Consider the following 26,096-nt stretch of genomic DNA (forward strand, 5'->3'; position numbering starts at 1 on the left):
AAAAGAATCAGGACACTTGAAGCTAGAATAGGAATAAGAATAAAGGAGGCTGAATCTACTTGTTAACTCAGCCTCCAAATTTTCCAATATTGATATGAAATCGAGCAGGACTAAAAAGTCACACACTGGGATGATTAGAGTGTATGCGAGATTCCATATGACCATAGAAAACAATTATAAACAGATGAAACATCACATTAAATACCTAGGCGCATTTATTTTTATCGTTGTATTTGTGGTGGACAGCAATGCCCAATCCCGCAAATACATCTCCAGCTTTGATTTTTTTCAGAGCTATTACAATCCAGGCTTGACAGGCTACGAAGGCTCGACGCTGAGGGGTTTTGTCCGCAACCAATGGTCAGGGGTTGACGGAGCACCGAAGACCTATTTCTTCAGTACCGAACTGGACTTTGGAGAACTTGCCGGCGAAGAGGACCCGGCATTGATGGGTAAAAACGCAGTTTCAGTAAACCTACTCTATGATACCTACGGAGCTTTTCGCGAGACTGAACTGACGGTAGGCTATGCGAGTAGGATCAGGCTTTCGGAGAAACTGAATCTGCGGCTGGGTGCTGGACTGAACTACCAGAGCATCCGGCTGGATGGCAATGCGCTGACTACCGAGGAGCAAAATGACCCAACCCTTGGGCAATACATTGGTCAGTTTTCAAATATGAATGTGGTGGACTTTAACCTGGGGATGGCATTGACGCATGCAAACTACTACCTGTCCTACGGGATCCACCGGGTGAATGGGGGCAAGATCACGAGTGGTGATGAATTTATGGATACCTATCCTGCAAGTTCCATTTTTCAGGCAGGCTACCGCAATGCGGTGAGTGATAAGTTGGCGGTGATTGTAAACGGGATGTACAGCATTCAGAAAAATCAGGATGACAACATCGAGTTCAACTTCAAGGCACTGCTGATGGACAGACTTTGGCTGGGGCTAGGTCATCGGATCGACTATGCTACCAACGCCCAGCTGGGCGTGATCACCAACAGACTTCGAATAGGATATGTTTATGAATTCCCGAATGCAACCAGCTACAACCTGCCAGGCAATACCCATGAGTTTACTGCAGTTTTCAACCTGTTTCGGGATAATGTGAGAACGGACTCCCGGCAGGTGGTGATGTGGTAAGGGAAAAGTAAGCGTGTTGGTTTAAATAATTTCATCAAGGTGAAGGATTGTTGATTTATAGGATTGAGAGTTTTGTTTATCCGCTTTTGTGCTAGTATGGAGTCAAAAGCAAAAAAGGATATGTTAAACTTAAGAATTGAGGCCGCTTCAGCCTGTCCCGCCAAGGCAGGAGTCTCCTGTCTCCCGAGCTAATAGGAGGTCTTCAGATCAGGTTAGTAGATCTAAGGTTACTGGCATCCTTGAGGATAATTATAAAACCCTTTCATCCTTCTTCCTAAAACCCTATTTTAAACCCATGAACCGCAGACCTTTCCTTCAAAAAATCAGCCTTATCGGCACATCCTTCCTAACCATGCCTTTTATGCTTTATGGGAAAATGGATTTCCCTAAATCAACCCGACTCAAATTCATCACCGCTTCAGATGGGCACTGGGGACAGCCTGATACAGATTACGAAACTTCCCATGGCAACTTGATCGAGGCCATCCACAGGGAAAAGGATGTGGATTTTGTGGTTTTTAATGGGGATCTGATTCACGATTACCCCACACTTTTACCACAGGTCAAGGAAGTGTATAACCGCCTGCAAGTACCTCACTATGTCACCCGAGGCAACCACGATAGGGTAAGTGTGGCGGACTTTGAGAAAATCATGGGACAGACGACCAACTTTTCCTTCCAAGCCAAGGACTCCGGCATCCTGCTGCTTGACTGTTCCAATGAAAAAGGAGAATACCTCTGCGCCAACCTAGACTTCGCCAACAGCATTTTGGATCAATTCGCCTCCCTTCCTCAGGTTTTTGTCTTTGTTCACATCTCCCAAAACGACTGGACCCGGCATGGAGTACCTTGCACGGACTTCCTAAACCTGATCACTTCCTACCCAAATGTGCGGGCAACTTTCCATGGACATGATCATGACGTAGATGGACAGATGATTTACCGTAATAAACCCTTTCTATGGTCAGGACACTTCGGCGGAAGCTGGGGTAATCCATTTCCTTCCTATCGGGTATGCGAAGTGGGGGAAGACGGTAAGGTCATCAGCTACCTAAAGACCGTAAAAGATGGAACTATCCTGAATGGACATACGCTCTAAAAATCTCAGAACTATCATCCTAAAAATAAATTCCAACCCATGCTCAAAACCCTCTGACGAAATCCTTATTTTGTACTCAGCAGAACCCCTAAGACCTGTGGACATTAGCGATATAGAGGTGATAGGGAAGGGGAGTTGCGTATATAAAACCGTTGTAGGGAATTAAAAGAATAAGCCATGGAGCTAATAACTATAAAGACATTTGATAACTCGATTCAGGCTCACTTGATGAAATCTAAGCTCGAAAGCGAGAATATAATGTGCTTTTTATTTGACGAAAATATAGTTGGACTTAATCCTCTTTATAACATAACTGTTGGAGGAATAAAATTGAAGATTGGTGAATCAGACATCGATAAGGCCATATTAATAATTGAGGATACCGAAAAAGCCACCTTAACTAATGAACATGGAGAAGTTATCAAATGCCCAAGTTGCCAATCAGAACAAGTTTACAGCGGATTCAAATCAATGGCAGGAACGAAAGGGATAATTTCAGCAATTACCTCAATCTTATTTATGGTTTATCCGATTTATTATAAGACAGTTTACAAATGCAAAAAATGCGGAAATGAATTTAAATATAAACACACAACAACGGCGATTAAAGTACCTGATTAAGACTTAGCGCAGAGTTGTTACTTATCACTTCTCCAGGCCGGATTCGAGAGGATCCGGCTTTTTTGTTTGAGGAGTTACTACTCAAGCTTCAGGTAAAAAGCCTGAAGATTCAGTATAAAAGAGTGAGCATTCAGGATAATAGCTTAAAACTTCAGGATAATAGGGTGAACATTAAGGTTAATAGCTTAAAATTTCAGGATAATAGGTTGAAATTTTACACTCAGAACCTGAACATTGAGGATAATAGGTTGAAAATTCATACTCAGAACCTGAACATTCAGGATAAAAGGCTGAAAGGACATAATACTATCCTGAATTCTCTTCCAATCCTTTTAAATGCATTACCCATAAAAAAAAATCAGCTCCTGCACAATTCCCCTCGACGAAATCCTTAATTTGGAGGCAGCAGAATCCCAAAGACCTGTGGGAAATCACGATATTGACGAAGTGTGGAAGCTGAGCATATTAAGCGTTGTGCACAATAAGACTAAATGAAAAGAATATTATTTATAGTTATTTTTTTATTGAACCTCAATTTTGCCTTTAGTCAAAAGGTGCTGAACGACATTGTCATTTCAAAAATAGATTCAATATCAGCACAATTTGACTCAATTGCTAAAACTTTGAATTCTTTGCAACACGAACAACTTAGCAATAGAGATGATTTTGGGAAGTTAAAGGACAAATTGTCAAATATTGAGAAATCCATAACTGATGTAAAGCAGGAAATAGAGGAATCAAAGCGTGGGGTTTTTCAAGAGTTTATTTACCCAATCATTCTCTCAATAATTGCAGCTATTATCTTTTGGATTGCTTTTTCATATTTACCCGAACGAAGTAGAAAAAGAAAAATTAGATATAAAATTGAGCATGAAATCTATCAAGTATATACAAAATTGTTTTCCCTATTCGATACGATAATGAGTTTTAATAATCATTCACCTTCAGACTATCAGTCAGAGATAAGAGGGAATAAATTAAAACCAAGAGATATTGAAATCGGCCTACAAAATAAATGCCTGAATGAACATTATTTCTATGATAAAGCTATCAAAGGAAAACTTTTGCCAATTGGAAAAACACTAGCAAATAATACTAAGAAAATTGACGATTCAATTGGTAGAATTTTTGATTTTAATATTTATCTAACTTCTGATGAAATTCTTCATTTGGAGGAAATTAGAAAAAAGCTACATGTTTATGATTTAGAAAACTACAATAAGGAAGCAGTATCTAAGATTGGTTCGGTTGAATTCTATCCTGTAAATCCAAGCATTTCTTACATGAAGATTAATTTTTGGGAAATATATGAACTCTACAAAACGCTACAAGATACAGTATTCAAGTATTCGCTTGAGAATAGAGAAATTCAAATCTATTTGATACAACATTTTTACTATACAGGAGAGTATGAGAAAGCTATTAAGGCAATTGAAGTCGTAAGATCGAAATATCCTAAGGACAAAAATCTATTTACTTCCTATGAGATTAACGCCCTATTCAAATTGAACAAAAAGGAATCTGCATATAATAAGATTGAAAAAATGTTTGAAACTAAACCGCATTTGGTATCTAATCGAACTTTTATAAGTGAGTTGCTTACAGATAGAGAAATATTAGAATTATTAAATAAATACTTTTTGGATAGTGAAATTCAAGAATTACAAGCTGTACTTAAAAGAGAAAAATTACAGAAAGAAGCATTTGTAAAAAACGCTAAGGAATTAGAAAATTACTACAAAAAGAAATCAAAAAGTGTGCATAACATTGGCTAAGAAATTAAAGCTGCCTTGCGGGCAAGTAAAGTGAATTTTGCAAGCCAATCTTGAAGTTTAACTCATTAGTAAACCGAATTCAAAAAAACGAACGAATAATAATATGAACGAATTGATTTCACCAAAATATCAAATGAAACTTGCTGCAGATGTTGAAAAAGCAGTTTGGGATGAATTTGGTTCATATAAGAATGTTAGAAATTATATTGAAAAATGGTACGAACATGATGAGCAAAATTATAATTGGGAGAACTTTAGAGTAGTAATAAGGGATGACAAGAATATTGACTTAAATGCCACAATTCACTCCATGCCGGGAGAGATTTTACTAAAAGTCGCGATTGATTTAGGAGTTGACACTCCTGACTTTATTCCTTCAATCCCAACATTCAAAAATGAGATAAAGTCAGAATACAAAACAGCTTATGACACTTTTACTAAAGCATACAAGCAAATAGAATCTGATCCAAGTACAGCTATTGGACTAGCAAATTCTGCGCTTGAAAGTATAATTAAGGAAATACTGAAGGACAAAAGATTAAAATCGAAAATAAAAGGAAATGAAACTCTTTATCAACTTAGTAGTGCAATACTTAAAGAATTTAACTTTTCAAGTACTGAACATCCAAAGGAAATTAAAACAATTGGGAATTCCCTTCTGACGGCAAATCAAGCCATAGAGAAATTAAGAAGTGAAAAGACTAATTTTCATGGTAAAACAAACGAAGATTTTTTAATTGAAGATGCACTTTACGCCCACTTTATAGTTAATTCAGTCGCCACAGTAGGATTATTTTTGAATAAGTTTTATAAAACTAAATACCCGAAATCTGAACCAGAAATTGAAGAAGATGATATATTACCATTCTGAGTAGGAAGGTGAACAGATTAAAAAAACAAAATAGTGGTAAATTCTAGGCTTTTGGCTGCTATCAAACTTTATGCTTAAACAAAGTTTTTGCATTGAAATCGCTTATCTTTCTTATACTTACCTTACCTTTTACCCCTTCCCACCCCATTTCTCAATTCCCAACCCCATTAATCCTCACCTCTCCAGCCCCTTACAAGACCCCCTAATAACTAACCTAGTTTCCAGATTTTTAATCTCTAATCCGATTTCAGGATTATTGATTTTATTCAATAGGTAATTGGCTCCAAATGCACCCATTTCAAATGGCTGCTGATTTACGGTACTTAGGGTAGGGTTGATGTAGGTGGAGATAGGTTCATCTGCATAGCCTATTACTGACAATTGCTCAGGAATCGGGATATTAAGTTCGCTTGCTACTTTATAAATTTCAAATGCCAGGTAATCACTGTAAGTAAATGCGCCATCCACTTGATGATTTGTCAGGCAAAACCTGATTTTTTCCAGCAGATTGGTATCAGAACTTTCCAATACTAACTCCTCATTCAAGTCGATTTCATGCTTTCGAAGCGCTTCTTTGTAACCCATAAAGCGATTGAAAGTAGTAGAGAGGTTATCAGGTCCTTTGATATGCAGGATATTTCTGCATCCGATTTGGCATAAGTAATCCACCGCAGAAAATGCGCCCTTGAAATCATCCGAGATCACGTAGGGAGTTTCAATTTCCTCAGAAAAACGATCCACCAGCACCAGTGGTGTCCCGCTGTCCATTACCTCCTGTATATGCTCAAACTTGTCATTCATTTTGGAGATCGTGGCTAGAATCCCATCTACACGGGCATCCAAAAGAGTTTGTGTGGATTTTATTTCCTGGGCCTGGTTTTCATTGGAGGTGCAAATCAGGAGTTGGTAACCTGCCTCTGAGGTGACGCTCTCTATGCCGGCAAGCATGCGGCTGTAAAAATGATGCGTGAATTCCGGGATAATCAGCCCAATGGTATTTGTCCTGTTTTCCAGAAGACTTTTAGCAATGGGATTGGGTCTATAGCCAAGTTCCTTTGCCAAAGCCAAAATCTCATTTCTTTTTTTCTCAGAAACTTTTCCACCTCCATTCAGCGCTCGGGAAACCGTGGACGGGGTTACATTGAGTGCATTGGCTATATCGGTGATGTTGATTCTCTTCTTTTTCATTCTGGGCTGCTTGGCACACCTAATTTAGAACAAAAGCTCGAAAGCTGAATGGGTTTTAGTGGGAGCTTCAGGATATTAGGTCAAACGTTTGACCAATATACTATTGGTCATTTTTATCATATTGGTTTATTGTTTTGATAAACTTGATTTGTGCCGAACAAAAGTTTGAATCGTTTACTGGCAGAATCATTACTAAATAGAATGGAATTAGGAAAAACAGGCATACAAGTACCTTCAATGATCTTCGGGACGAGTTCTCTAGGCAATCTCTATGAAGCTTATTCCTATGAACAAAAACTGGAATTGATAGCTGCAGCCTTGGAGCGTTTTCCAGAAGGAATAGTGTTCGATTCGGCAGGGAAATATGGAGCAGGTTTGGCGTTGGAAACTTTGGGACATGCCCTGAATGACCTCCAAGTGCCAAAAGACAAAGTTTTGATCAGCAATAAGCTGGGATGGCAGCGCACACATTTACATGGAGAGCCTACTTTCGAGAAAGATGTCTGGAAGAATCTTAGTCATGATGCTATTCAGAACATCAGTTATGAAGGAGTCATCAATTGTTTTGATGAGGGAAATTCCTTGCTCAAGGGATATGAAAGTCTCTTGGTTTCCATCCACGATCCCGATGAATATTTGGATATGGCATTTTCGCCAGAAGATTATGAAGAGCGATTTGCACATATTCTGGAAGGCTATGCAGCTTTGGAAGAGCTAAAACAAGCCGGAAGAGTGAAAGCAATAGGCGTGGGGTCTAAAAACTGGAAAGTAATCCAAAAGATTTACGCTGAGGTTAAACTCGATTGGGTGATGATAGCTAATAGCATGACTATATATAATCATCCGGAGGCCCTTTTTCACTTTATGAGGCAACTGGAAAAAGAAGGGGTGGGTATCATTAATTCGGCAGTTTTTCAGTCTGGGTTTCTGGTGGGAGGCGATCATTATGATTACAAAATAATGGAGGAATCCGATCCAAACTATCAGCCAAGGCATACTTGGAGAGATCAGTTTTTCCAGCTTTGCAAAGCTCAGGAAATTGATCCAGCCCATGCATGCATACAATTTGGACTTCAGCTGCCGGGAGTTAATTCCATAGCACTGAATTCTACTTCTCCGGCTAGGATTCATGCAAATGCTGAGTTTTGCGCTACTAAACTTCCGGATTCTTTCTGGGAAGTAATGAAGGAAAAGGGGTTGATCGCTGACTATTTATCAGAATTTAATTTGAATCAATCATTATGAATCTATTATCCTGCATATCGCCGGGAGAATTTGAATATAAAGAGGGCGTAATGCCCGTGCTTTCTGAAGGAAGGGCCATCGTCAAAATCAAGAGAATTGGCATCTGCGGAACGGATCTTCATGCATTTGAAGGTACTCAGCCCTTTTTCTCTTACCCTAGAATTTTGGGGCATGAGCTTGCTGGTGAAGTGGTGGAAATTGGAGCTAATGAGGAAATCAAGAAAGGTGATCTAGTCACAGTGATTCCCTATTTCAATTGCGGGACTTGTGTAGCCTGTAGAAATGGCAAACCCAATTGCTGTCAGAAAATCAGCGTATTTGGGGTTCACGAGGATGGCGGAATGCAGGAATATGTCTCCTTGCCGATTACTTCTTTGGTCAAAAAAGAAGGGCTGAGCTTGGAGCAGCTTGCATTGGCCGAGCCATTCGCCATCGGCGCTCATGGCGTGCGCAGGGCAGGAGTGAAGCCCGGGCAATTTGTCTTGGTGATCGGAGCTGGTCCCATTGGATTGGGAGTGATGGAATTCGCTAGGATTGCTGGAGCTACTGTGATCGCGATGGATATCAACGAGAAGCGACTTGAGTTTTGTAAGGATGAGTGGAATATACCACATGAAGTGAAAGCTGGCGCATCTGCTTATGAAGTGATTCAGGAAATCACCGATGGGGATTTCTGTGATGTTGTGATCGATGCCACTGGGAGTTTGGCTGCGATCAACTCAGGTTTTCAATATATCGCCCATGGAGGATCCTATGTCTTAGTTGGATTACAAAAAGGTGAAATTGCTATTTCCCATCCTGAGTTTCATAAGCGGGAAGCGACGCTGATGAGTAGTAGAAATGCAACCAGGGAAGACTTCGATCAGGTCTTGGAAGCGATGGCATCTGGAAAACTTTCAGTTGAAAAGTACATTACTCATAAAGTGAAATTTGATCAGGTGAAGAATGATTTTCAGTCTTGGTTGAATCCAGAAACGGGAGTGATCAAAGCGGTGGTGGAAATGTAGGGAAGACAGAAGACGGAAGACAGAAGACGGGAGACGGGAGACGGAAGACGGGAGACGGAAGATGGAAGACGGGAGACGGAAGACAGAAGATTGGAGATTTGAGACCGAAGAAGGTGGAGAGAAATGAAATTTTAGTATCTGGAAAGATTGCGGAAAATTATATGAATAGTAATAAAATACCCAAAATGCATACGAGTAAATATTGTTTAAGAACTTTTTTTGCCGTGCTTTTTCTGGCTTTTTCCCTACAGGTAAAAGCTCAGGAAAGCTCTGATCTCACGCTTTGGTACAAGCAACCAGCTGCTGATGTATGGACGGATGCCTTGCCGATAGGAAATGGCAGGTTGGGAGCAATGATCTATGGAAATGTAGAAAAGGAGCTGATTCAGCTTAACGAGCATACCGTTTGGTCCGGTGGTCCAAATAGAAATGATAACCCGGATGCTTTGGCATCTCTGCCTGAAGTCAGAAGATTGATTTTTGAAGGGAAACAAAAAGAAGCGGAGCAGTTGGCTGCCAAAACCATCCAAAGCAAGAAGTCACATGGGCAAAAGTTTCAGCCTGTGGGAGACCTGAACATTGCTTTTGAAGGACATTCTACTTTTACAGATTATAGAAGGGAATTGGATATTTCTCAGGCGATTTCCAAAGTAAGTTATGTGGTGGATGGTGTGACCTATACTCGTGAAGCCATTGCTTCCTTCGCTGAAAATGTCATTGCAATTCACCTGACAGCCAGTAAGCCCGGTAAAATCTCTTTCACCGCTTCCATGGCTACCCCTCAGCCAAATGCAACGGTTGCCCTCAATTCAGAGAAGGAATTAACTATTTCCGGTACCACAACGGATCATGAAGGTGTGGAAGGCAAGGTGAAATTTAAAAGCCTAACTAAAATCAAAAATCAAGGTGGAACGCTTTCTTCCACTGACAATTCCATCACGGTAAAAAATGCAGATGAAGCGACGATTTATATTGCAATTGCTACCAATTTCAACAATTACTTAGATCTCAGTGGAGATGAAAATGGCAGAGCAGCCGCATTTATGGCAAAAGCTGCTACCAAATCTTTTGATGATTTACTGAAGACGAATTTGGTGGATTATCAAAAGTACTTCAATCGTGTAAGCCTGAATTTGGGTGAGACAGAAGCCTCCAAACTCCCAACGGATGAGCGTATCAAAGGCTTTAAAGAAGGAGATGATCCGCAGCTGGTTACGCTGTATTATCAGTATGGGAGGTATTTGTTGATTTCTTCTTCTCAGCCGGGAGGGCAACCAGCAAACCTGCAGGGAATTTGGAACAAAGAAATGTCTCCGCCATGGGACAGTAAATACACCATCAATATCAATGCGCAGATGAACTATTGGCCGGCTGAGAAAACCAACTTGGCAGAGCTTCATGAGCCTTTCCTGAAAATGGTTTCCGAGATGGCTGAAGCAGGTGAGGAAACGGCAAAAGTAATGTACGGCGCGCGAGGTTGGATGGTACATCATAATACGGACATCTGGAGAATTACCGGCCCGGTCGATGCGATATTCTGGGGGATTTGGAGTGGTGGTGGAGCATGGACGAGTCAGCATCTTTGGGATCACTTCCAATACAATGGAGATATGGATTATCTGAAATCTATCTATCCTATTCTAAAAGGTGCAGCGATGTTCTATGTGGACTTCTTGGTGGAGCATCCTGAAAATAAGTGGCTGGTTGTCAATCCGGGAACATCTCCCGAAAATGCACCTGCTGCACACGAAGGATCCTCTTTGGATGCTGGAACTACGATGGATAATCAACTGGTTTTTGATGCCTTCAGCGCAGTGATTCAAGCTTCGGAGATGCTTGGTAAAGATCAAGCTTTTGCAGATTCACTGAAAGCCATGAGAGATCGATTACCTCCTATGCACATAGGAAAACACGGTCAATTGCAGGAATGGCTGGATGATATTGACGATCCTAATGATCATCACCGTCATATTTCCCATTTGTACGGACTTTTTCCTTCAAATCAGATTTCCCCGCTGCGTACCCCAGAACTGTATTCTGCTTCCAAAAACACATTAATCCAGCGAGGAGATGTATCCACTGGTTGGAGTATGGGTTGGAAAGTGAACTGGTGGGCAAGAATGCTGGACGGCAATCATGCTTACAAACTCATCCAGAATCAGCTTTCTCCTGTCGGCGCTAAGCGTGGCGAAGGAGGTGGGTCTTACAACAACCTTTTTGATGCGCATCCACCTTTCCAGATTGATGGCAACTTCGGTTGTACGTCGGGAATCACAGAAATGCTAGTACAAAGTGCCAATGGTGAAATCCATCTATTACCAGCCTTGCCGGATGTTTGGCAAGAGGGAAGCATCACCGGAATCAGAGCTAAAGGTGGCTTTGAAATAGTGGAATTGAAATGGAAAGATGGAAAGATTGAAAAAGCAGTGATTAAATCGACAATTGGAGGAAATCTAAGATTGAGAGTACCAAACACTTTGGATCTGGAAAAGGGTAAGGATCTTATGAAAGCGAGTGGTGAAAACCCGAATCCCTTCTATCAAGTACCAGTCACTGCCGATCCAATTGTTTCTCCAGCTGCTCAAATCGACTTTCCTGATCTTGGTGAAACCAGTGTTTATGATTTAAAAACAGAAGCTGGAGCTACTTATGAATTGAAATCTAAAAACCTATAAAACCTGAATACCTAGTAAGCTCTCAAACCTAACCTATACCCAAAATGAAAAAACCTTTACTCTCTTTAACACTTCTGGTACTGATGTATTTTACATCAATGAGTGTTTTTGCCCAAGACCCTAATTTTTACATTTTCCTCAGCTTTGGACAGTCCAATATGGAAGGTCATTCCAAGCCTGAGCCTCAGGACACCGTGGCAAACGATCGATTTAAGGTGTTGCAGGCAGTGGATTGTCCGGATTTAAACCGGAAAAGAGGTAATTGGTATACAGCTGTTCCACCATTAAGTAGATGCAATACCGGACTTACGCCAGGAGATTATTTTGGAAAAACTTTGGCTGAAAGCCTGCCTGATAGCATCAAAATAGGCATTATCAATGTATCTGTGGGAGGCTGCAAAATCGAGCTTTTCGAGAAAGATACTTATGAATCCTATGTGGAAACGGCTCCAGGATGGATGAAAGGTATGATCGCTCAATACGATGGAAATCCTTATGGAAGATTATTGGAGTTAGCAAAGATTGCCCAAAAGGATGGGGTGATCAAAGGAATATTACTGCATCAAGGAGAGTCCAACACAGGGGACAAATCTTGGCCAGATAAAGTGGAAGGAGTGTATGATAATTTGTTAGTGGATCTTGGTTTGGCGCCTGATTCTGTACCGCTTTTGGCGGGGGAATTGGTGAGTGCCGAGCAGGGAGGCAAGTGCGCAAGTATGAACCCAATCATTGCGACGCTGCCTTCTGTAGTTCCCAATTCCTACGTAATCTCTTCAGCTGATTGCGAAGCTATTGCAGATGGTCTACACTTCTCCGCTTCTGGCTATAGATTATTAGGATCCCGATATGGTGAGAAAATGGCCGAGATTCTAAGAAATGAATGATAGAGAGCTTTTTGACCCAACTAATTTACCCTAAGAATTAACCTATAAACCTATATGAACCGCTCGAAAAACCTATTACTCCTATTGTTTCTATTTGTTGGGCAACTTCACGCCCAGCAGCTAGAAAAAGAAGCTCCACCAGGATTTGATCAGGCTAGAGATGGGATTTCCCACGGGAAAATTGACACCATCACCTATACTTCAAAAACTGTTGGCAATGACCGAAAGGCCCTAGTTTATACTCCTCCGGGCTTTTCCAAAAATGAAACATATCCAGTGCTCTACCTGCTTCACGGAATAGGCGGAGATGAAAAGGAATGGCTGAAGGGAGGGCATCCTGAGATAATTTTGGATAATCTCTATGCTGATGGAAAGCTAGCGCCTATGATAGTTGTGATGCCAAATGGCAGAGCTATGAAAGATGATAGTGCTAGTGGAAATGTGATGGCTCCTGATAAAGTTGCAGCCTTTGCTACGTTTGAGCAGGATTTGCTAAATGACTTGATTCCCCATATTGAAAAAAACTATCCAGTTCTTACCGATAGAGAAAACCGTGCAATTGCTGGTCTATCAATGGGAGGGGGACAATCACTGAATTTTGGCTTAGGCAATTTGGATAAGTTTGCTTGGGTAGGAGGTTTTTCCTCTGCTCCAAATACTAAGGAGCCACAAGTCTTGGTTCCAGACCCTGAGAAAGCCAAGGAAATGTTAAAAGTGCTTTGGATATCCTGTGGAGATGCAGATGGATTGCTGAGATTCAGTTCTCGAACTCATGAGTATTTAGCAGAAAATGAGGTGCCTCATATCTATTACTTGGAGACTGGCGGGCATGATTTCAAGGTTTGGAAAAATGGACTTTACATGTTCTCGCAGTTGCTGTTTAAACCTGTCGATGAATCTAAATTCGATCAATATAGTCCACTCGATATCACAGCGGTTAAATAAATTAACTCATTTTAAACCAGTTTATAAGGGGGACTAATCATTGGAGAAATTGATTTAAAACTAAATCCGCGTTTCAACTTGTAAAGAGATTAAAGAATCCTAGGATTTGGTTAATACTAGTATTTAGGCCACTCCCGTCTCCTGTCTTCGGTCTTCTGACCTGATGAGAAAAGAAATTACTATTACTGGCAAGATTAAGGATGGTCATATAAATTCCTTTTCTCCACCTAATTGCAATTAACAAAACCCATAATACCATGAACCTATTAAAAACCTCAATTCTGGCGTCATGCCTCTTAATCGCTTCCTCTGCTATTGCACAGGATGGCACCATTTATCCACTGGAAACACCAGCTGAACCTAATGCAATTTTGCTGGGAACAGGTGGAGTTGAAAACCAACCTGCTTCCGAAACTTGGTTTAAGCAATGGGGAGATCCCATGGCTCGAAATATCACCACTGCTACACTTACTCCATTTTTACCTGAACCAGGCAAGGCTACAGGAGCAGCGGTGCTCGTCGCTCCAGGTGGCGGCTTCAGATGGCTTTCTTTGAAAAATGAAGGATGGGAAGTTGCACAGGCACTTGCTGATCAGGGTATAGCTGCGTTCGTTCTGAAATACAGACTTCGTCCAACCCCTGAGTCTTTGGATGGCTTCAAAGAGTCTATGAACCAGACTTTATCACCGCCACCTGCCCCGTCGGAATCCTCAGCTCCAGCACGTCCAGCTCCAGCACCCTTTGATCTTTCGGATCAATTGGAAGATGCAGAGGCTGCCTATGCGATGATTAAGGATAGAGCAGAAGAGTGGGGTGTTGATATGGATAGGTTAGGAATGATCGGCTTTTCTGCCGGTGCAGGATTGACCATGCACAGTACGTTGAATTCCAAGACAATGAAATTGGCCTTTATCGGTCCGATCTATGGCGGCATGGGACCAGTTAAAGTTCCTGAAGATGCACCTCCTATGTTCAATGTCATTGCCACAGATGATTTTCTTTTTAGAGGACAGTTCGGTGTAATCGATTCCTGGTACAAAGCAGGCATTCCTGTTGAGTTTCACTTGTATCAAAATGGCGGTCATGGCTTTGGCCTTGGTAATCCGGGAAGAACCAGTAACCGCTGGTTTGATGCCTTCATTCACTGGTTGGATGTCAATGAGTTTCTTAAGTCAAATTAAACCTGATCTGGGATTGTCCCATTTATTGACCAGCTAGAGTTGGACAGGAGCTTTTAATCTAGAGGCCTTCGATTCCTTTGCAGGTGCCGTCCTCTAACGTTTGATGAAGGTTCCTCATACTCTTTGATAAAAACTTGGTCTACTATAAAAGGAACAGGATAGAGGTGAAAGGAGAGCAACTGTAAAGTTGGCCTTTCCTTTCTCCTTATCTCGTCATGCTTATTGACTAGAATATTTCTCATCATTTAATCTAAGGAATAATGGAATGGACATTTGAAAACACAATTAGTTCGGAAAATGAACTACGTGAACTAATAGGGTATCCTAGTGAGATAGTTTCTAAGAAAACAATTGATCATATTGATCACCACAGCAGAAGTTTTATAGAACAATCTCCCTTTATAACAATTGCCACCTCAGACTCCCAAGGGAATTTTGATGTTTCCCCGAAAGGCGATCCGGCGGGTTTTGTAAAAATTTTGAATGAAAAGTTGCTTGCTATTCCTGATAGGCCAGGAAATCGTAAAGCAGATACGCTAAGAAATATCATTCAAAACCCGAATTTAGGTTTGATCTTTTTAATTCCGGGCATCAAGGAAACCTTACGAGTGAACGGAACAGCTAGAATAGTCACTGATCCAAAAGTATTGGAATTACTTTCCTGTGAGGGTAAAATTCCTTCTTTAGCCATTATCGTCTACGTCAAGGAGGTTTTTATGCATTGTGCAAAATGTATAATTCGATCAAAACTCTGGTCTGTTGCTGATAATTCTACGCAGGCTAGTATTCCATCCTTAGGAAAAGTATTAGTAGATCATGGGAAACTAGATATTTCATTTGAGGAATTAGATGAAAGTATCAAGAACGATGAGCAAACTAATTTGTACTAAACCACCGCATTCCTTCAGGTCACTTCAGCTAGTAATTGCTTAGAATCAAGCAGTTGATTCTGCTTTTGTCAAGTGTAAAAACTAGTAGAAAGTTTACTGTTAATCCATAGAATTAGGTTCAGAATATTATTCTGTAAACTAGTTCAATTGTGTGTATTAATTAGTGTATTGCGTGTTCAGATAGTCTTTTATGGCTATGAATAAAAATAAAATAAAATTTTGAGGTTGTTTGACCTCTAAAAACACTCTTTATAAGTGAAGAGTGGAGATACCTTCCTGTTCAAATGAAAAAAACCCAGAATAAACCTATTGAAACCTCAGAAACATCCGCTATGCTATATATGCAGCATAGTCAAGTGATGGTGGTATATACTGAAAAATCAGACCGTGAGGTCTGGACATCTTTCAAAAGTGGAGATGAAGCCGCCTTTAACTATATCTATCGAAAGCATGTAGCAGACCTATTTAATTATGGGATGCAGATCTGCAAGCAAGAAGAATTAATCAGGGATTGTCTTCAGAAAATGTTTGTAGATCTACGGAAGAACCAAGCTAAATTAGGTGATGTACAGCGAATTAAAGGTTATCTGTTTACCGTTTTTCACAGAGAACTTTTCAAGTTTCTCAAAAAAGAGAGAAAGCTAAATGCTGATTTGACATCTCTTGAAAATGAGGAAAATATTTTTCACATCGAGACCTCGCATGAGACCAAATTGATAGATGAAGAATTTGCCTTGGAGCAGAAGTTGGAAATCGCCAATGCGCTGAACAAACTGCCTACCAGACAAAGACAAGCGATTATCATGCTCTATCAAGAAGAGCTATCCTATAAAGAAATAGCTGAAGTGATGAATTTCAGTGAAGTCAAAACAGCCAGAACCTTGGTCTATCGAGCCATGGAGAAGCTTAAAGAAATATTTGAAGTTAAGAAAGCCTAACCAGCGCACTTCCTGCCACTACAATGGACGAAAAAATAAAATACATAGATTTTGAGATCGAGGACTTTTTGAACGATGAATTTTTTATTCAGTGGGTGAAAAATCCTGGAGAAGAAACTAATCACTTTTGGCTGAAGTGGATTGAGAATAATCCTGATAGACGGCCTATTCTTCAAAAGGCCAGAGAAATCATAGCTATGATTGATTACAAGGAGCGTTATGTATTATCTGATCAGGTTTACATGGATCTCTACGAAAATATTGTAGAGAAGAGCCACCAGACAAGACCAGATGGAAGATACTTCCAATGGAGTGGTTGGCATAAAGCTGCAGCCATCTTGTTCTTAGTTTTTTCTACTGTTTACGGAATAGATGTTCTCAATAAAAGGAATAAGGAGGAATCCGAAAATCAGCAAGTAACTACTTGGTTGACCGTAGACAATCCTGCAGGTCAGAAATATAAATTTCAATTGCCGGATGGAACACGTGTTCACCTCAATGCAGCTAGTAGCATAGCGTATCCCCAGAATTTCGATGGGGAAAAAAGAACCGTCCGGATGCAGGGAGAAGCATTTTTTGATGTGACGAAAGATCCTAATCGTCCATTTGTAATCCAAATAGACAACAATCAGGTGACCGTTTTAGGTACTTCATTTAACTTAAAAAACGGAGAAGACTTTGAACTGGCGCTGGTAGAAGGCAAGGTAGAAGTTGCTGATTCCACTGGTGGAGTAATCACTCTCCTTCCCAATGAAATGCTAATCAAACGGAAGAATGGTGAAGTGACTAAAACCGAATTTGATCCCCTTGAAATATTTGGCTGGAAAGATCAATACCTCATTTTTAAGGACGACAGCTACCCTGAAGTTATCCGAAAAATGGAAACTTGGTTTGGAGTCACAATCAATAGCACGTTGAAGGTAGATAAAGGATGGGCATACTCTGGCAGCTACCATAATAAACCACTGAACCAAGTCTTAGATGGTATCAGTATTTCCTCTGAATTTGACTATAAAATCAAAGATAAAACAGTAACAATTTCAAACCCATAACCTACTAACCTATGAAAGCCCCCTTCACAAACACCAGCTGAAAATGAAAAAAGCAGGAAAACCGAAGCTTTCCTGCCCATAGCCTTTGCCTCAATCGTCAAATTAATCAAAGGCTAAAATTTCAAGTAATACACACTTAAAATCATATCAAAAGTATGGAAAAATCAATACTTAGGAAAATCATTATGCTTTCCAAATATTTTGTGTGTGCTTTCATCTTTCAGCTGTTTTTCACAGCAGTCCTTATGGCAAGTAGTGGACATGCTCAGTTAAAAGGACTTGATGATATTACCGTAACGGTCAATTTCAATGAAAGTACACTAAACAAAGTTATCCCTGAACTAGAGAAACAGAGCGGATTTATGTTCACTTATAATAAAGTGAAGGTTCCAGTTGATGAGCTAACCGTAAATCTGGCTATGAACAAAGTACCGCTCTCCGAGGTGCTTTATGAGATTTCCAGTCAGACAAATCTAAAATTTGTGCAGCTGGATGATAATATTCACATCACAAGAGGACCGAAAAAGGAAGTATCTCAGCCAAAGGAAATAATCCCTGCAGTAGTAGAGATCACAGGTCAAGTGCTTGATCCTACAGGCTTGGCTCTTCCAGGTGTTACAGTTCGTATTAAAAACACGACCAAAGGAACTACTACAGATCTGGATGGTAATTACTCCATTTCCGTGAATGAGGGAGAGACATTGGTCTTTTCCTTTATGGGATTCAATGAAAAAGAAGTTACCATAGGTAATCAAGCGGTAGTCAATATAATTCTCGAAGAGAACCTACAATCGCTGGAAGAGGTGATCGTGGTAGGCTACGCAGAGCAAAAGAAAGAGACCATTGTGGGTGCAGTAGCTCAGACCAATGGCGAAGTTCTAAAACGTACAGGTGGTGTTTCGAACGTCGGATCAGCTCTAACGGGGAATCTACCTGGTGTAATCACCTCAGCAAGTACAGGCGTGCCAGGTGGGGAAAGTCCTCAGATCGTTATTCGTGGCCAAAATAGCTGGAATGGTAATTCTCCGCTCATTCTTGTAGATGGAGTAGAACGGCCTGAGTTTTTCAACACGATGGACATTGCTTCTGTAGAAACGATCTCAGTTTTGAAAGATGCGTCTGCCACGGCAGTTTTCGGATCCAGAGGTGCAAATGGCGTAATCATCGTGACTACCAAAAGAGGTAGAGAAGGAAAGGCTCAAATCACAGCCAACTTCAGCTCTACCATGAAGGTAGTATCTAAGCTGCCTGGGAAATACGATGCTTACGATGCAATAGGAGTTAGGAACAGTGCTATAGAAAACGAACTTTCTGCGAATGGTGCAGGCTGGGCAGATTACATTCCGTATTCGATTCGAGATAAATATAGAAATCCTGCCAATCTGGAAGAGTCAGAACGCTATCCAAATATTGACTGGCAGGAAACGCTTTTCAAAGACTATGCAATGGCTTACAATGCCAATGTGGGAATTAGAGGCGGTACGAAGTTTACCCAGTATTTTGCAAGTATAGATTTTCAGAATGAAGGTGATCTTTTTAGGGATTTCGACAACAATCGCGGCTACGATCCAGGATACAATTACAACCGATTAAACTTTCGTAGTAATCTTGATTTTCAGTTGACCTCCAGTACCCAATTACAAGTGAATCTTGGTGGCTCATATGGTACAAGAAAAACGCCTTGGGGTGGTGGAAACTCAAGCAGTTTTTGGAGTGCAGCATATGGCAATCCGCCTGATGCTTTCTTGCCAGTCTATTCAGATGGAGCTTGGGGAGTCTATACGCCTGATGACGTGGCGGCAGAAAACTCAGTGCGAATCCTGGCAGTAAGTGGACTTCAATACTTAACTACCACGCAGCTTTCTACCAATTTTGTATTGAACCAAGATCTGGGAATGATCATCAAGGGATTGAATTTCCGTGGTACTCTTGCTATTGATAATTCTTTCACTGAAATAAACAGAGGGGTAAATGACCTTTACAATACCCCGTTTCAAAAATGGATTGATCCTGCTACAGGCTTACATCTTTACGATGATGTAGTAGACGCCAACAGTAGATTTGACTTTAGAGAAGCGGTGACTTGGGGAACTGCTAGCGGCACTGTGAATGGTGCTCAACGCAGACTATACTATCAAGGTCAGTTGAATTATTCAACCAAAATAGGCACAAATCATAATTTGACTCTGATGGGCTTGATGAGCCGTCAGCAGGATGCGACAGGTAGTATGATTCCTTCCTATCGTGAAGATTGGGTTTTCCGTGCAAACTACGACTACAAGAACAAGTATCTACTGGATTATAGTGGAGCTTATAATGGCTCAGAGAAATTTGCTCCAGAATACCGCTATGCATTTTTCTCCTCCGGAGGAATCGGATGGGTAATCTCGGAAGAGAGTTTTATGAAATCTATTTCTGTCATTGACTTCCTAAAAATAAGAGCCAGCTACGGTGAAGTAGGGGATGATAACATCGGTGGACGATTCCTATTCATGGATCAGTGGAGCTATGGCAACAGCTCTCAGTTGGGCATAGTGGGTGAAGGAGGAGAGTATAGCCCTTATACGTGGTACCGCCAATCTTCCGTGGGTAACCCTGAGGTGCATTGGGAAACTGTTTACAAAACTAACATTGGTCTTGAATTCGATATTCTCAACGGAATGATCAACGGTAATTTTGAATATTTCAAAGATGACCGTAAGGATATTCTGATGTCAGGAGACCGATCAATCCCTAGTTATTATGGTACTACGGCCCCTGCAGCAAACCTGGGTCGAGTGATCACAAATGGGTTTGAATTTACGCTGGGTTTAAATCACACCTTCGAAAATCAAATCCGAGTATGGGCTGACTTTACCATGACTCATGCCGAAAATGTGGTCAAGGAAAGAGATGATCCAGAATTGCAAGTAGCTTATCAGAAGGATCAAGGATATCAGCTCGGACAATACCGTACCCACATTAGCAATGGCTACTACAGTTCATGGGATGAAGTCTATGGCAGCACGCAGAACAACTCCAATGATCAATTCAAACTTCCTGGTGGAATGCAAATCCTTGATTTCAACGGTGACGGTATAATTGATTCCTTCGATGCTGCTCCTTATGGATTTGCCAGCGTACCTGAAAATACTTACAGCACAAACATAGGAGTGGAATGGAAGGGGCTCAGTCTCTACGTTCAGTTCTACGGTGTAAACAACGTCACAAGAGATGTTCCATTGAGCAGTTTGAACAACCGACTGAACAGAGTATATGAGGAAGGAAGCTATTGGTCTGAAGATAATATGGATCCGGATTCTCCAATGCCACGATGGGGCGCATTGATGCCAGGCTATAGCAATGGTGAGCGCTACCTCTACGATGGCTCCTATTTACGTCTGAAAAATGCAGAAATCGCCTACCTCTTCAATTCCAATTGGGTGAGAAATTTAGGTGTTGAGACATTTAGAATATATCTGAATGGAAACAACCTGCTGCTTTGGACGGACATGCCAGATGACCGGGAATCTAACTTCTCCTCTGCAGGCTATGCTGGAGCTTACCCGACGGTAAGAAGAATCAATCTGGGTGTAAATGTTTCATTCTAAATCAGTCATTCAAATGAACAACTATATAAAGAATTTTATAAAAGGAGGTTTTATGATGGCTATTTTGCTATCTGCTAGCTCCTGTGAAGATTACTTAGAGCGCTCTCCAGATTCAATTATTTCGGAAGAAACTGCTTTCCAGAATTTCACCAATTTTCAGGGATTCACTGAAGAGCTTTACCACTCGGTACCAAATTTCACACTTGCATATTGGGTGAGTGCATGGAACTTCGGAGAAGATGAGATAGAATCCACTGCAGGCACTTTCACAGTGTCCTATAATTTCGATAGAGGGAATTTCTGGGCCTGGCAAGCTGAACTAGGTGGCGGTGTAGGGTGGTTTGACAAAGGAAACGCATCCACTACTGGTGGTCATCATCAAAAAGCCCTTTGGCCTTTAGCTTGGCAAGGAATCCGTAAAGCAAATTTAGGACTTGAAAACCTAGATAGACTTACAGATGCGACAGACGAAGAAAGAAGATTGATTGAAGGTCAGCTCTTATTTTTCAGAGGATGGTTTCACTTTCAGTTGATTCAGTATTTCGGCGGAATGCCGTACATAGATACCGTATTACCAAGTGATGAAAAGCTTAGACTTCCAAGATTGACTTATCGTCAAAGTGCGGATAGAGTGGCTGAGGATCTTCGTAGAGCTGCTGACTTGCTTCCATTAAATTGGGATAATACCACTGCAGGGAAAAGAACGCTGGGAAAAAACACCATGCGGATCAACAAGGCGATGGCTTTAGGGTATCTGGGTAAGAATTTGCTTTGGGCAGCTAGTCCATTGATGAACTACACAGACAACGGAAGTAAATCCTACGATGCTGCCTACAGCAAAAAGGCTGCGGATGTATTCGGAGAGCTTCTCACGCTGATAGAAGCAGGCGAGACCTTGTATTCCTTGATACCTTTTGCGCAGAAGTCCAATCTCTTCTATACCACGGGTCAAAACTGGGCTATGCCTGGAGGATCTGAGGCAATGTTCAGAGCTCCTACTACAGGTGCCAACGGAAGTAATTATCAGATTTCAAAGCAATTCATGCCTTTGCTGATCAGTCAGGGAGATGCGACGATGTTTATGCCAACTGCTAATTATGTCCATGAAAATTATGGAATGGCTAATGGTCTCCCTCTTCCAGACGATATCTCCAAAGCTGATCCGGAATCAGGCTATGATCCTAATTATCCATGGAAAGACCGTGACCCAAGATTTTACAGTGACATCACTTATGATGGTGTCAAGGTGATCCAGGGGTCTATACCTGATCAAAGTCAGGAGGTAAATCGATATGCAAATCTATTCAGTGGAGGAAGCTATAGAAACTTGAGCAACGGAAGCCGCACAGGTTACATGAGCAGAAAGTTTGTGCCGCTTAAAGCCAATAAATATGATAACGCATACGATTGGGGAACTTCACTCCACATCAATGTGCCTTACATGAGAGTGGCGGACATTTATCTGATGTACGCTGAGGCTACTTTGATGGGGTACAATTCACCTAGTACGCCTAGTGCTACTTTTGGTAAGTCTGCTGTAGATGCATTAAATGTGCTTAGAGACCGTGCTGGAATGGCTTCGATCCATTCCAAGTTTGTGGGATCTGTGGATGCATTGTTGCCTGAATTGCGAAGAGAGCGAGCGGTAGAGCTAGCATTCGAAAGGCACCGTTTTACAGACCTTCGCCGCTGGATGCTACTGATCGAAGAACCATACACCATCAAATCATCAGTGGAGATGGACCGAGCGGGTGATTTTAATGCAGATGATCCTACACAAAACCGTGTGGTAAACATCCGAGAGGAAGTGATACTGGAGCGTCCGTTTACGGAAAAGCACTACTGGCTACCTCTGAAAGTATCTGATGTGTCTTTGTACCCAGAGATGACGCAGAACCCTGGCTGGTAAGAGAAGCGATGTTAAACTTTTCAGTTCTAAACGGAAAATCATAATGAAATATATAAAAATAGTGATGGTATGGTGTGTCGCTGCGGTCGTGTTTCCGTATCAGCTGCTGGCACAAAGTACCCTAAAAATAACAATTAACCCTGTGGTAACAACCAGTGCCGGTAACCCGATACAAGGCGCTATTATTACCAGCGAAGATGATGACTACTCTGCTGTCTCAGATAGTTTAGGAGTAGTGAAACTGGTCGTTTCGTCCAACGCTTATCTTGCAGTAGAAGCTCCAGGATATGAGACTAAGCTAATTGTAGCTTCAACAGACTTAGAAAAAATCATGTTGTTTGAATATCTGGAAGGTCAAGATGTAAAAGTCGCTTTCCAGACTAAGGACAAAAGAGACCTGATGGGTGGGATTTCTTATGTCAACATGCCCGAAATTCTGAAGGATAACTACATCACCTATCCGCTGGATCGCATGGAAGCATACGTAGGCGGTTTCAACGGCAACATGTGGGGAAACTCAAGCTCACTTGTTTTAGTGGACGGAGTTCCTCGTGATGTGGACAGTGTTCACCCGACTGAGATTGCACAGATTAGTTTTCTGAAAGGAGTCACAGCAGTAGCGCTTTACGGAAGTAGAGCGGCCAAAGGCGTTATCATGATCACCACCAAAAGAGGTGTGGCTAATGATCAAAATATTACTTTACGAACAAATGCCGGGGTAAATACGCCAAAAAGTTATCCTGAATATTTGGGGTCAGGCGAATACATGACATTGTATAATGAGGCAAGAACCAATGATGGGCTTTCTCCACTTTATTCTGAAAATGACATCTATAACCACGCTTCAGGATCCAATATCTACCGATATCCAAATGTCGATTATTACTCTCCTGAATACCTTCAGAAAGCTTATGCCAAATACGACGGTAATCTAGAGATATCCGGTGGAAATGAAACAGCAAGGTATTATACCAACGTGGGTTTCATGACCGAAGGAACAGTGATGGACTTTGGTCAGGCAGCAGAAAATGCAAACGAAAGATTCAATGTGCGAGGTAATATAGACCTTAACCTGAACGATTACATATCTGCCAAAGTAGATGCTTCAGCTATATTTTATAATAGCAATGGTGTGAATACAGATTATTGGGCTAATTCAACAACCTTAAGGCCTAATCGCTTTTCTCCACTTATTCCTATAGAATATATTGAGGCAGGTGATGAAGCTTCGGCCGAATTGGTAGAAACAAGTGATCACGTGATAGACGGGAAATACCTGCTCGGCGGTACTCAGCTCGATCAGACCAATCCTATTGCAGGCGTTTACGCTGGTGGTTCAAATCAATATACAAGCCGTCAGTTTCAATTCAATGCGGGTGTGGATGCAGATCTAAGAAATGTAATTGAAGGTTTATCCTTCAGTTCTTTGTTTGGTTTGAATTACAACACCTCATACACCTTGTCATTTAATAACGAGTATGCAGTTTACGAGCCTAAATGGACGAATTATAATGGGGTAGACCAAATTCAGAGTTTGACAAAGTACGGCCAAGATGCGAGTTCGAGAACTCAAAACATCAACGACAACTGGTTCCGTCAAACGGTATCTTTTTCAGCACAATTAAACTACAAGCGAACATTTCAGGAGAAACACAATTTCTCAGCAATGCTCATTGGGAATGGATACCAGATCGCTGAATCAGCCATTTATCACAAAGTCAGCAATGCGAATTTAGGTTTGTATTTAGCATACAACTTTAAGCAGAAATACTACGCTGAGTTCAGTGGAGCGATGGTGCACTCTGCAAAGCTTCCTGAGAATGGAAGAAATGCATTTTCGCCTACGATGTCTTTGGGATGGAGAATGAGTGAAGAGGGATTCATGTCTTCTTCATCAGTAATTGATGATTTGAGACTATCAGTTTCTGCAGGTATTCTAAACACAGATCTAGACATAGAAAACTTCTACTTATACGAAGCCATCTATACAGATGAAGGCTCTTGGTACGAGTGGAAAGATGGACTCAACAACACAGGAACTGATGTAAGACGTGGTGAAAACATGAACCTTACCTTCCCTAAAAGAGAAGAGATAAGTTTGGAATTGGATGCTTCTTTATTTGATCAATTACTGACATTCAACGGATCTGTTTTTACCAGTAAAATGACTGGGTTGTTCGTTCAGAACAGTATTCTATATCCAAGTTATTTCGTCACAGGATGGCCACAATCTTCTTGGATTCCCTATGTAAACTATAATGGAGATACTAGAAATGGAGTTGATTTCCAGCTTAACCTGAATAAGAAAATCGGGGAGACTGTCTGGACGCTAGGTGTTTCAGGTCTTTACTATGACACCAAAGCTTCCAAGAGATCTGAGAATTATGAAGATAGCTACCAAAATAGACAAGGAATGCCGCTAGATGCAATCTGGGGACTGGAAAGTATGGGCTTCTTCAGCGGTATGGATGATATAGAAAACTCTCCTAGTCAGGCTTTCGGTGAAGTCAAGCCCGGCGATATCAAATACAAAGACCAGAACAACGATGGAATTGTGAATGCTCAGGATGAAGTTTATCTGGGTAGAGGAGGATGGTCAGGAGCACCATTGACGATGGGTTTCAATCTTTCTGCTAAGTACAGAAACTTTACATTCTTCGCTTTGGGAACGATGAGAAGTGGTGCGTATGCCATGAAGAACAGCAATTACTTCTGGGTGAATGCGGACGATAAATATTCTGCGGTAGTAAGAGACAGATGGACGGAAGAAACGCAAAATACAGCGACTTTCCCACGATTGACCACGCTTAATGGGGCTAATAACTTCAGAAATTCAGATTTCTGGTTGTATAGCACAAACAGGTTTGATCTTGCCAAAGTGCAGGTTTCCTACTCTTTTCCAAGGTCCATCTTAGGAAATGGTTTTATCAAAGAGCTCGGCACATATGTGAGTGGGGCAAATCTCCTGACAGTAGGTCCGAATAGCGATATTCTGGAACTGAATATCGGAAGCACTCCACAGACGCGTTTCTACAACTTCGGTATCCGAGCTAAGTTTTAACTAGACCCAAAATTGAAA

17 protein-coding genes and 1 pseudogene are annotated in these 26,096 nt (G+C 41.2%); 17 read left to right on the forward strand and 1 reads right to left on the reverse strand.

What is annotated here, in order from left to right:
* Positions 1-184: 184 nt before the first annotated feature.
* The 5 genes from AACZ87_RS01655 (at position 185) to AACZ87_RS01675 (ending at position 5,513) form a co-directional block, all read left to right on the forward strand.
* Positions 185-1,147 carry a type IX secretion system membrane protein PorP/SprF gene (locus AACZ87_RS01655; RefSeq protein ID WP_339864216.1) on the forward strand — a complete coding sequence of 321 codons (963 nt, stop codon included), beginning with the start codon at positions 185-187 and terminating at the stop codon, positions 1,145-1,147.
* A gap of 295 nt (positions 1,148-1,442) precedes the next feature.
* Positions 1,443-2,246 (forward strand): metallophosphoesterase, encoded by an 804-nt coding sequence (locus tag AACZ87_RS01660; RefSeq protein ID WP_339864218.1) that lies wholly within the window; start codon positions 1,443-1,445, stop codon positions 2,244-2,246.
* A 177-nt stretch (positions 2,247-2,423) separates the two neighbouring features.
* On the forward strand, positions 2,424-2,867 hold the full coding sequence (locus AACZ87_RS01665) for a DUF2007 domain-containing protein (protein ID WP_339864220.1): 444 nt from the start codon (positions 2,424-2,426) through the stop codon (positions 2,865-2,867).
* A gap of 491 nt (positions 2,868-3,358) precedes the next feature.
* A complete protein-coding gene (locus AACZ87_RS01670) occupies positions 3,359-4,642 on the forward strand; it encodes a hypothetical protein (RefSeq protein WP_339864221.1) in 1,284 nt (427 codons plus the stop codon).
* 103 nt (positions 4,643-4,745) lie between these two features.
* Positions 4,746-5,513 (forward strand): abortive infection family protein, encoded by a 768-nt coding sequence (locus AACZ87_RS01675; protein WP_339864222.1) that lies wholly within the window; start codon positions 4,746-4,748, stop codon positions 5,511-5,513.
* A 174-nt stretch (positions 5,514-5,687) separates the two neighbouring features.
* Here the strand turns inward: AACZ87_RS01675 and AACZ87_RS01680 are convergent, their stop codons facing one another.
* Complete coding sequence (locus tag AACZ87_RS01680; RefSeq protein ID WP_339864224.1) at positions 5,688-6,701, reverse strand: LacI family DNA-binding transcriptional regulator; 1,014 nt, start codon at positions 6,699-6,701, stop codon at positions 5,688-5,690.
* 201 nt (positions 6,702-6,902) lie between these two features.
* Here AACZ87_RS01680 and AACZ87_RS01685 point away from each other — a divergent pair, with 201 nt between their 5' ends.
* The 12 genes and pseudogenes from AACZ87_RS01685 to AACZ87_RS01740 all read left to right on the forward strand — a co-directional run bounded on the left by AACZ87_RS01685 (position 6,903) and on the right by AACZ87_RS01740 (position 26,078).
* The gene (locus tag AACZ87_RS01685; protein WP_339864226.1) at positions 6,903-7,946 is read left to right on the forward strand and encodes an aldo/keto reductase; all 1,044 of its coding nucleotides are present in this window, start codon (positions 6,903-6,905) and stop codon (positions 7,944-7,946) included.
* The gene (locus AACZ87_RS01690) at positions 7,943-8,953 is read left to right on the forward strand and encodes a zinc-binding alcohol dehydrogenase family protein (RefSeq protein WP_339864228.1); all 1,011 of its coding nucleotides are present in this window, start codon (positions 7,943-7,945) and stop codon (positions 8,951-8,953) included. The genes AACZ87_RS01685 and AACZ87_RS01690 overlap by 4 nt, the downstream gene beginning before the upstream one ends.
* A 185-nt stretch (positions 8,954-9,138) precedes the next feature.
* Positions 9,139-11,628 (forward strand): glycoside hydrolase family 95 protein, encoded by a 2,490-nt coding sequence (locus AACZ87_RS01695; protein WP_339864525.1) that lies wholly within the window; start codon positions 9,139-9,141, stop codon positions 11,626-11,628.
* 44 nt (positions 11,629-11,672) lie between these two features.
* Positions 11,673-12,512: a sialate O-acetylesterase gene (locus AACZ87_RS01700; protein ID WP_339864230.1), complete on the forward strand. Its 840-nt coding sequence runs from the start codon at positions 11,673-11,675 to the stop codon at positions 12,510-12,512.
* Positions 12,513-12,566: 54 nt separating this feature from the next.
* A pseudogene (locus AACZ87_RS01705) lies at positions 12,567-13,436 on the forward strand (alpha/beta hydrolase-fold protein); the annotation flags it as partial.
* A 278-nt stretch (positions 13,437-13,714) separates the two neighbouring features.
* Positions 13,715-14,638 carry an alpha/beta hydrolase gene (locus AACZ87_RS01710; RefSeq protein WP_339864232.1) on the forward strand — a complete coding sequence of 308 codons (924 nt, stop codon included), beginning with the start codon at positions 13,715-13,717 and terminating at the stop codon, positions 14,636-14,638.
* Between the two features lie 260 nt (positions 14,639-14,898).
* The gene (locus tag AACZ87_RS01715) at positions 14,899-15,528 is read left to right on the forward strand and encodes a pyridoxamine 5'-phosphate oxidase family protein (protein ID WP_339864234.1); all 630 of its coding nucleotides are present in this window, start codon (positions 14,899-14,901) and stop codon (positions 15,526-15,528) included.
* Positions 15,529-15,812: 284 nt separating this feature from the next.
* On the forward strand, positions 15,813-16,466 hold the full coding sequence (locus tag AACZ87_RS01720) for an RNA polymerase sigma factor (RefSeq protein WP_339864236.1): 654 nt from the start codon (positions 15,813-15,815) through the stop codon (positions 16,464-16,466).
* A gap of 23 nt (positions 16,467-16,489) precedes the next feature.
* Positions 16,490-17,518, forward strand: coding sequence for a FecR domain-containing protein (locus AACZ87_RS01725; RefSeq protein ID WP_339864238.1), 1,029 nt, complete (start codon positions 16,490-16,492; stop codon positions 17,516-17,518).
* Between the two features lie 155 nt (positions 17,519-17,673).
* A complete protein-coding gene (locus tag AACZ87_RS01730) occupies positions 17,674-21,108 on the forward strand; it encodes a TonB-dependent receptor (protein ID WP_339864240.1) in 3,435 nt (1,144 codons plus the stop codon).
* 13 nt (positions 21,109-21,121) lie between these two features.
* On the forward strand, positions 21,122-23,017 hold the full coding sequence (locus AACZ87_RS01735; protein WP_339864242.1) for a RagB/SusD family nutrient uptake outer membrane protein: 1,896 nt from the start codon (positions 21,122-21,124) through the stop codon (positions 23,015-23,017).
* A 43-nt stretch (positions 23,018-23,060) separates the two neighbouring features.
* Positions 23,061-26,078 carry a SusC/RagA family TonB-linked outer membrane protein gene (locus tag AACZ87_RS01740; protein WP_339864244.1) on the forward strand — a complete coding sequence of 1,006 codons (3,018 nt, stop codon included), beginning with the start codon at positions 23,061-23,063 and terminating at the stop codon, positions 26,076-26,078.
* Positions 26,079-26,096: the final 18 nt, after the last annotated feature.

The organism is uncultured Algoriphagus sp. (assembly GCF_963974365.1).
Lineage (GTDB): Bacteria > Bacteroidota > Bacteroidia > Cytophagales > Cyclobacteriaceae > Algoriphagus.

Coding starts and splice junctions, on each gene's coding strand:
- AACZ87_RS01665 (WP_339864220.1), top strand. CDS start 2,424: ATGGAGCTAATAACTATAAAGACATTTGATAACTCGATTCAGGCTCAC.
- AACZ87_RS01725 (WP_339864238.1), top strand. CDS start 16,490: ATGGACGAAAAAATAAAATACATAGATTTTGAGATCGAGGACTTTTTG.
- AACZ87_RS01710 (WP_339864232.1), top strand. CDS start 13,715: ATGAACCTATTAAAAACCTCAATTCTGGCGTCATGCCTCTTAATCGCT.
- AACZ87_RS01660 (WP_339864218.1), top strand. CDS start 1,443: ATGAACCGCAGACCTTTCCTTCAAAAAATCAGCCTTATCGGCACATCC.
- AACZ87_RS01685 (WP_339864226.1), top strand. CDS start 6,903: ATGGAATTAGGAAAAACAGGCATACAAGTACCTTCAATGATCTTCGGG.
- AACZ87_RS01720 (WP_339864236.1), top strand. CDS start 15,813: ATGAAAAAAACCCAGAATAAACCTATTGAAACCTCAGAAACATCCGCT.
- AACZ87_RS01675 (WP_339864222.1), top strand. CDS start 4,746: ATGAACGAATTGATTTCACCAAAATATCAAATGAAACTTGCTGCAGAT.
- AACZ87_RS01670 (WP_339864221.1), top strand. CDS start 3,359: ATGAAAAGAATATTATTTATAGTTATTTTTTTATTGAACCTCAATTTT.
- AACZ87_RS01655 (WP_339864216.1), top strand. CDS start 185: ATGAAACATCACATTAAATACCTAGGCGCATTTATTTTTATCGTTGTA.
- AACZ87_RS01695 (WP_339864525.1), top strand. CDS start 9,139: ATGCATACGAGTAAATATTGTTTAAGAACTTTTTTTGCCGTGCTTTTT.
- AACZ87_RS01730 (WP_339864240.1), top strand. CDS start 17,674: ATGGAAAAATCAATACTTAGGAAAATCATTATGCTTTCCAAATATTTT.
- AACZ87_RS01735 (WP_339864242.1), top strand. CDS start 21,122: ATGAACAACTATATAAAGAATTTTATAAAAGGAGGTTTTATGATGGCT.
- AACZ87_RS01740 (WP_339864244.1), top strand. CDS start 23,061: ATGAAATATATAAAAATAGTGATGGTATGGTGTGTCGCTGCGGTCGTG.
- AACZ87_RS01700 (WP_339864230.1), top strand. CDS start 11,673: ATGAAAAAACCTTTACTCTCTTTAACACTTCTGGTACTGATGTATTTT.
- AACZ87_RS01680 (WP_339864224.1), bottom strand. CDS start 6,701: ATGAAAAAGAAGAGAATCAACATCACCGATATAGCCAATGCACTCAAT.
- AACZ87_RS01690 (WP_339864228.1), top strand. CDS start 7,943: ATGAATCTATTATCCTGCATATCGCCGGGAGAATTTGAATATAAAGAG.
- AACZ87_RS01715 (WP_339864234.1), top strand. CDS start 14,899: ATGGAATGGACATTTGAAAACACAATTAGTTCGGAAAATGAACTACGT.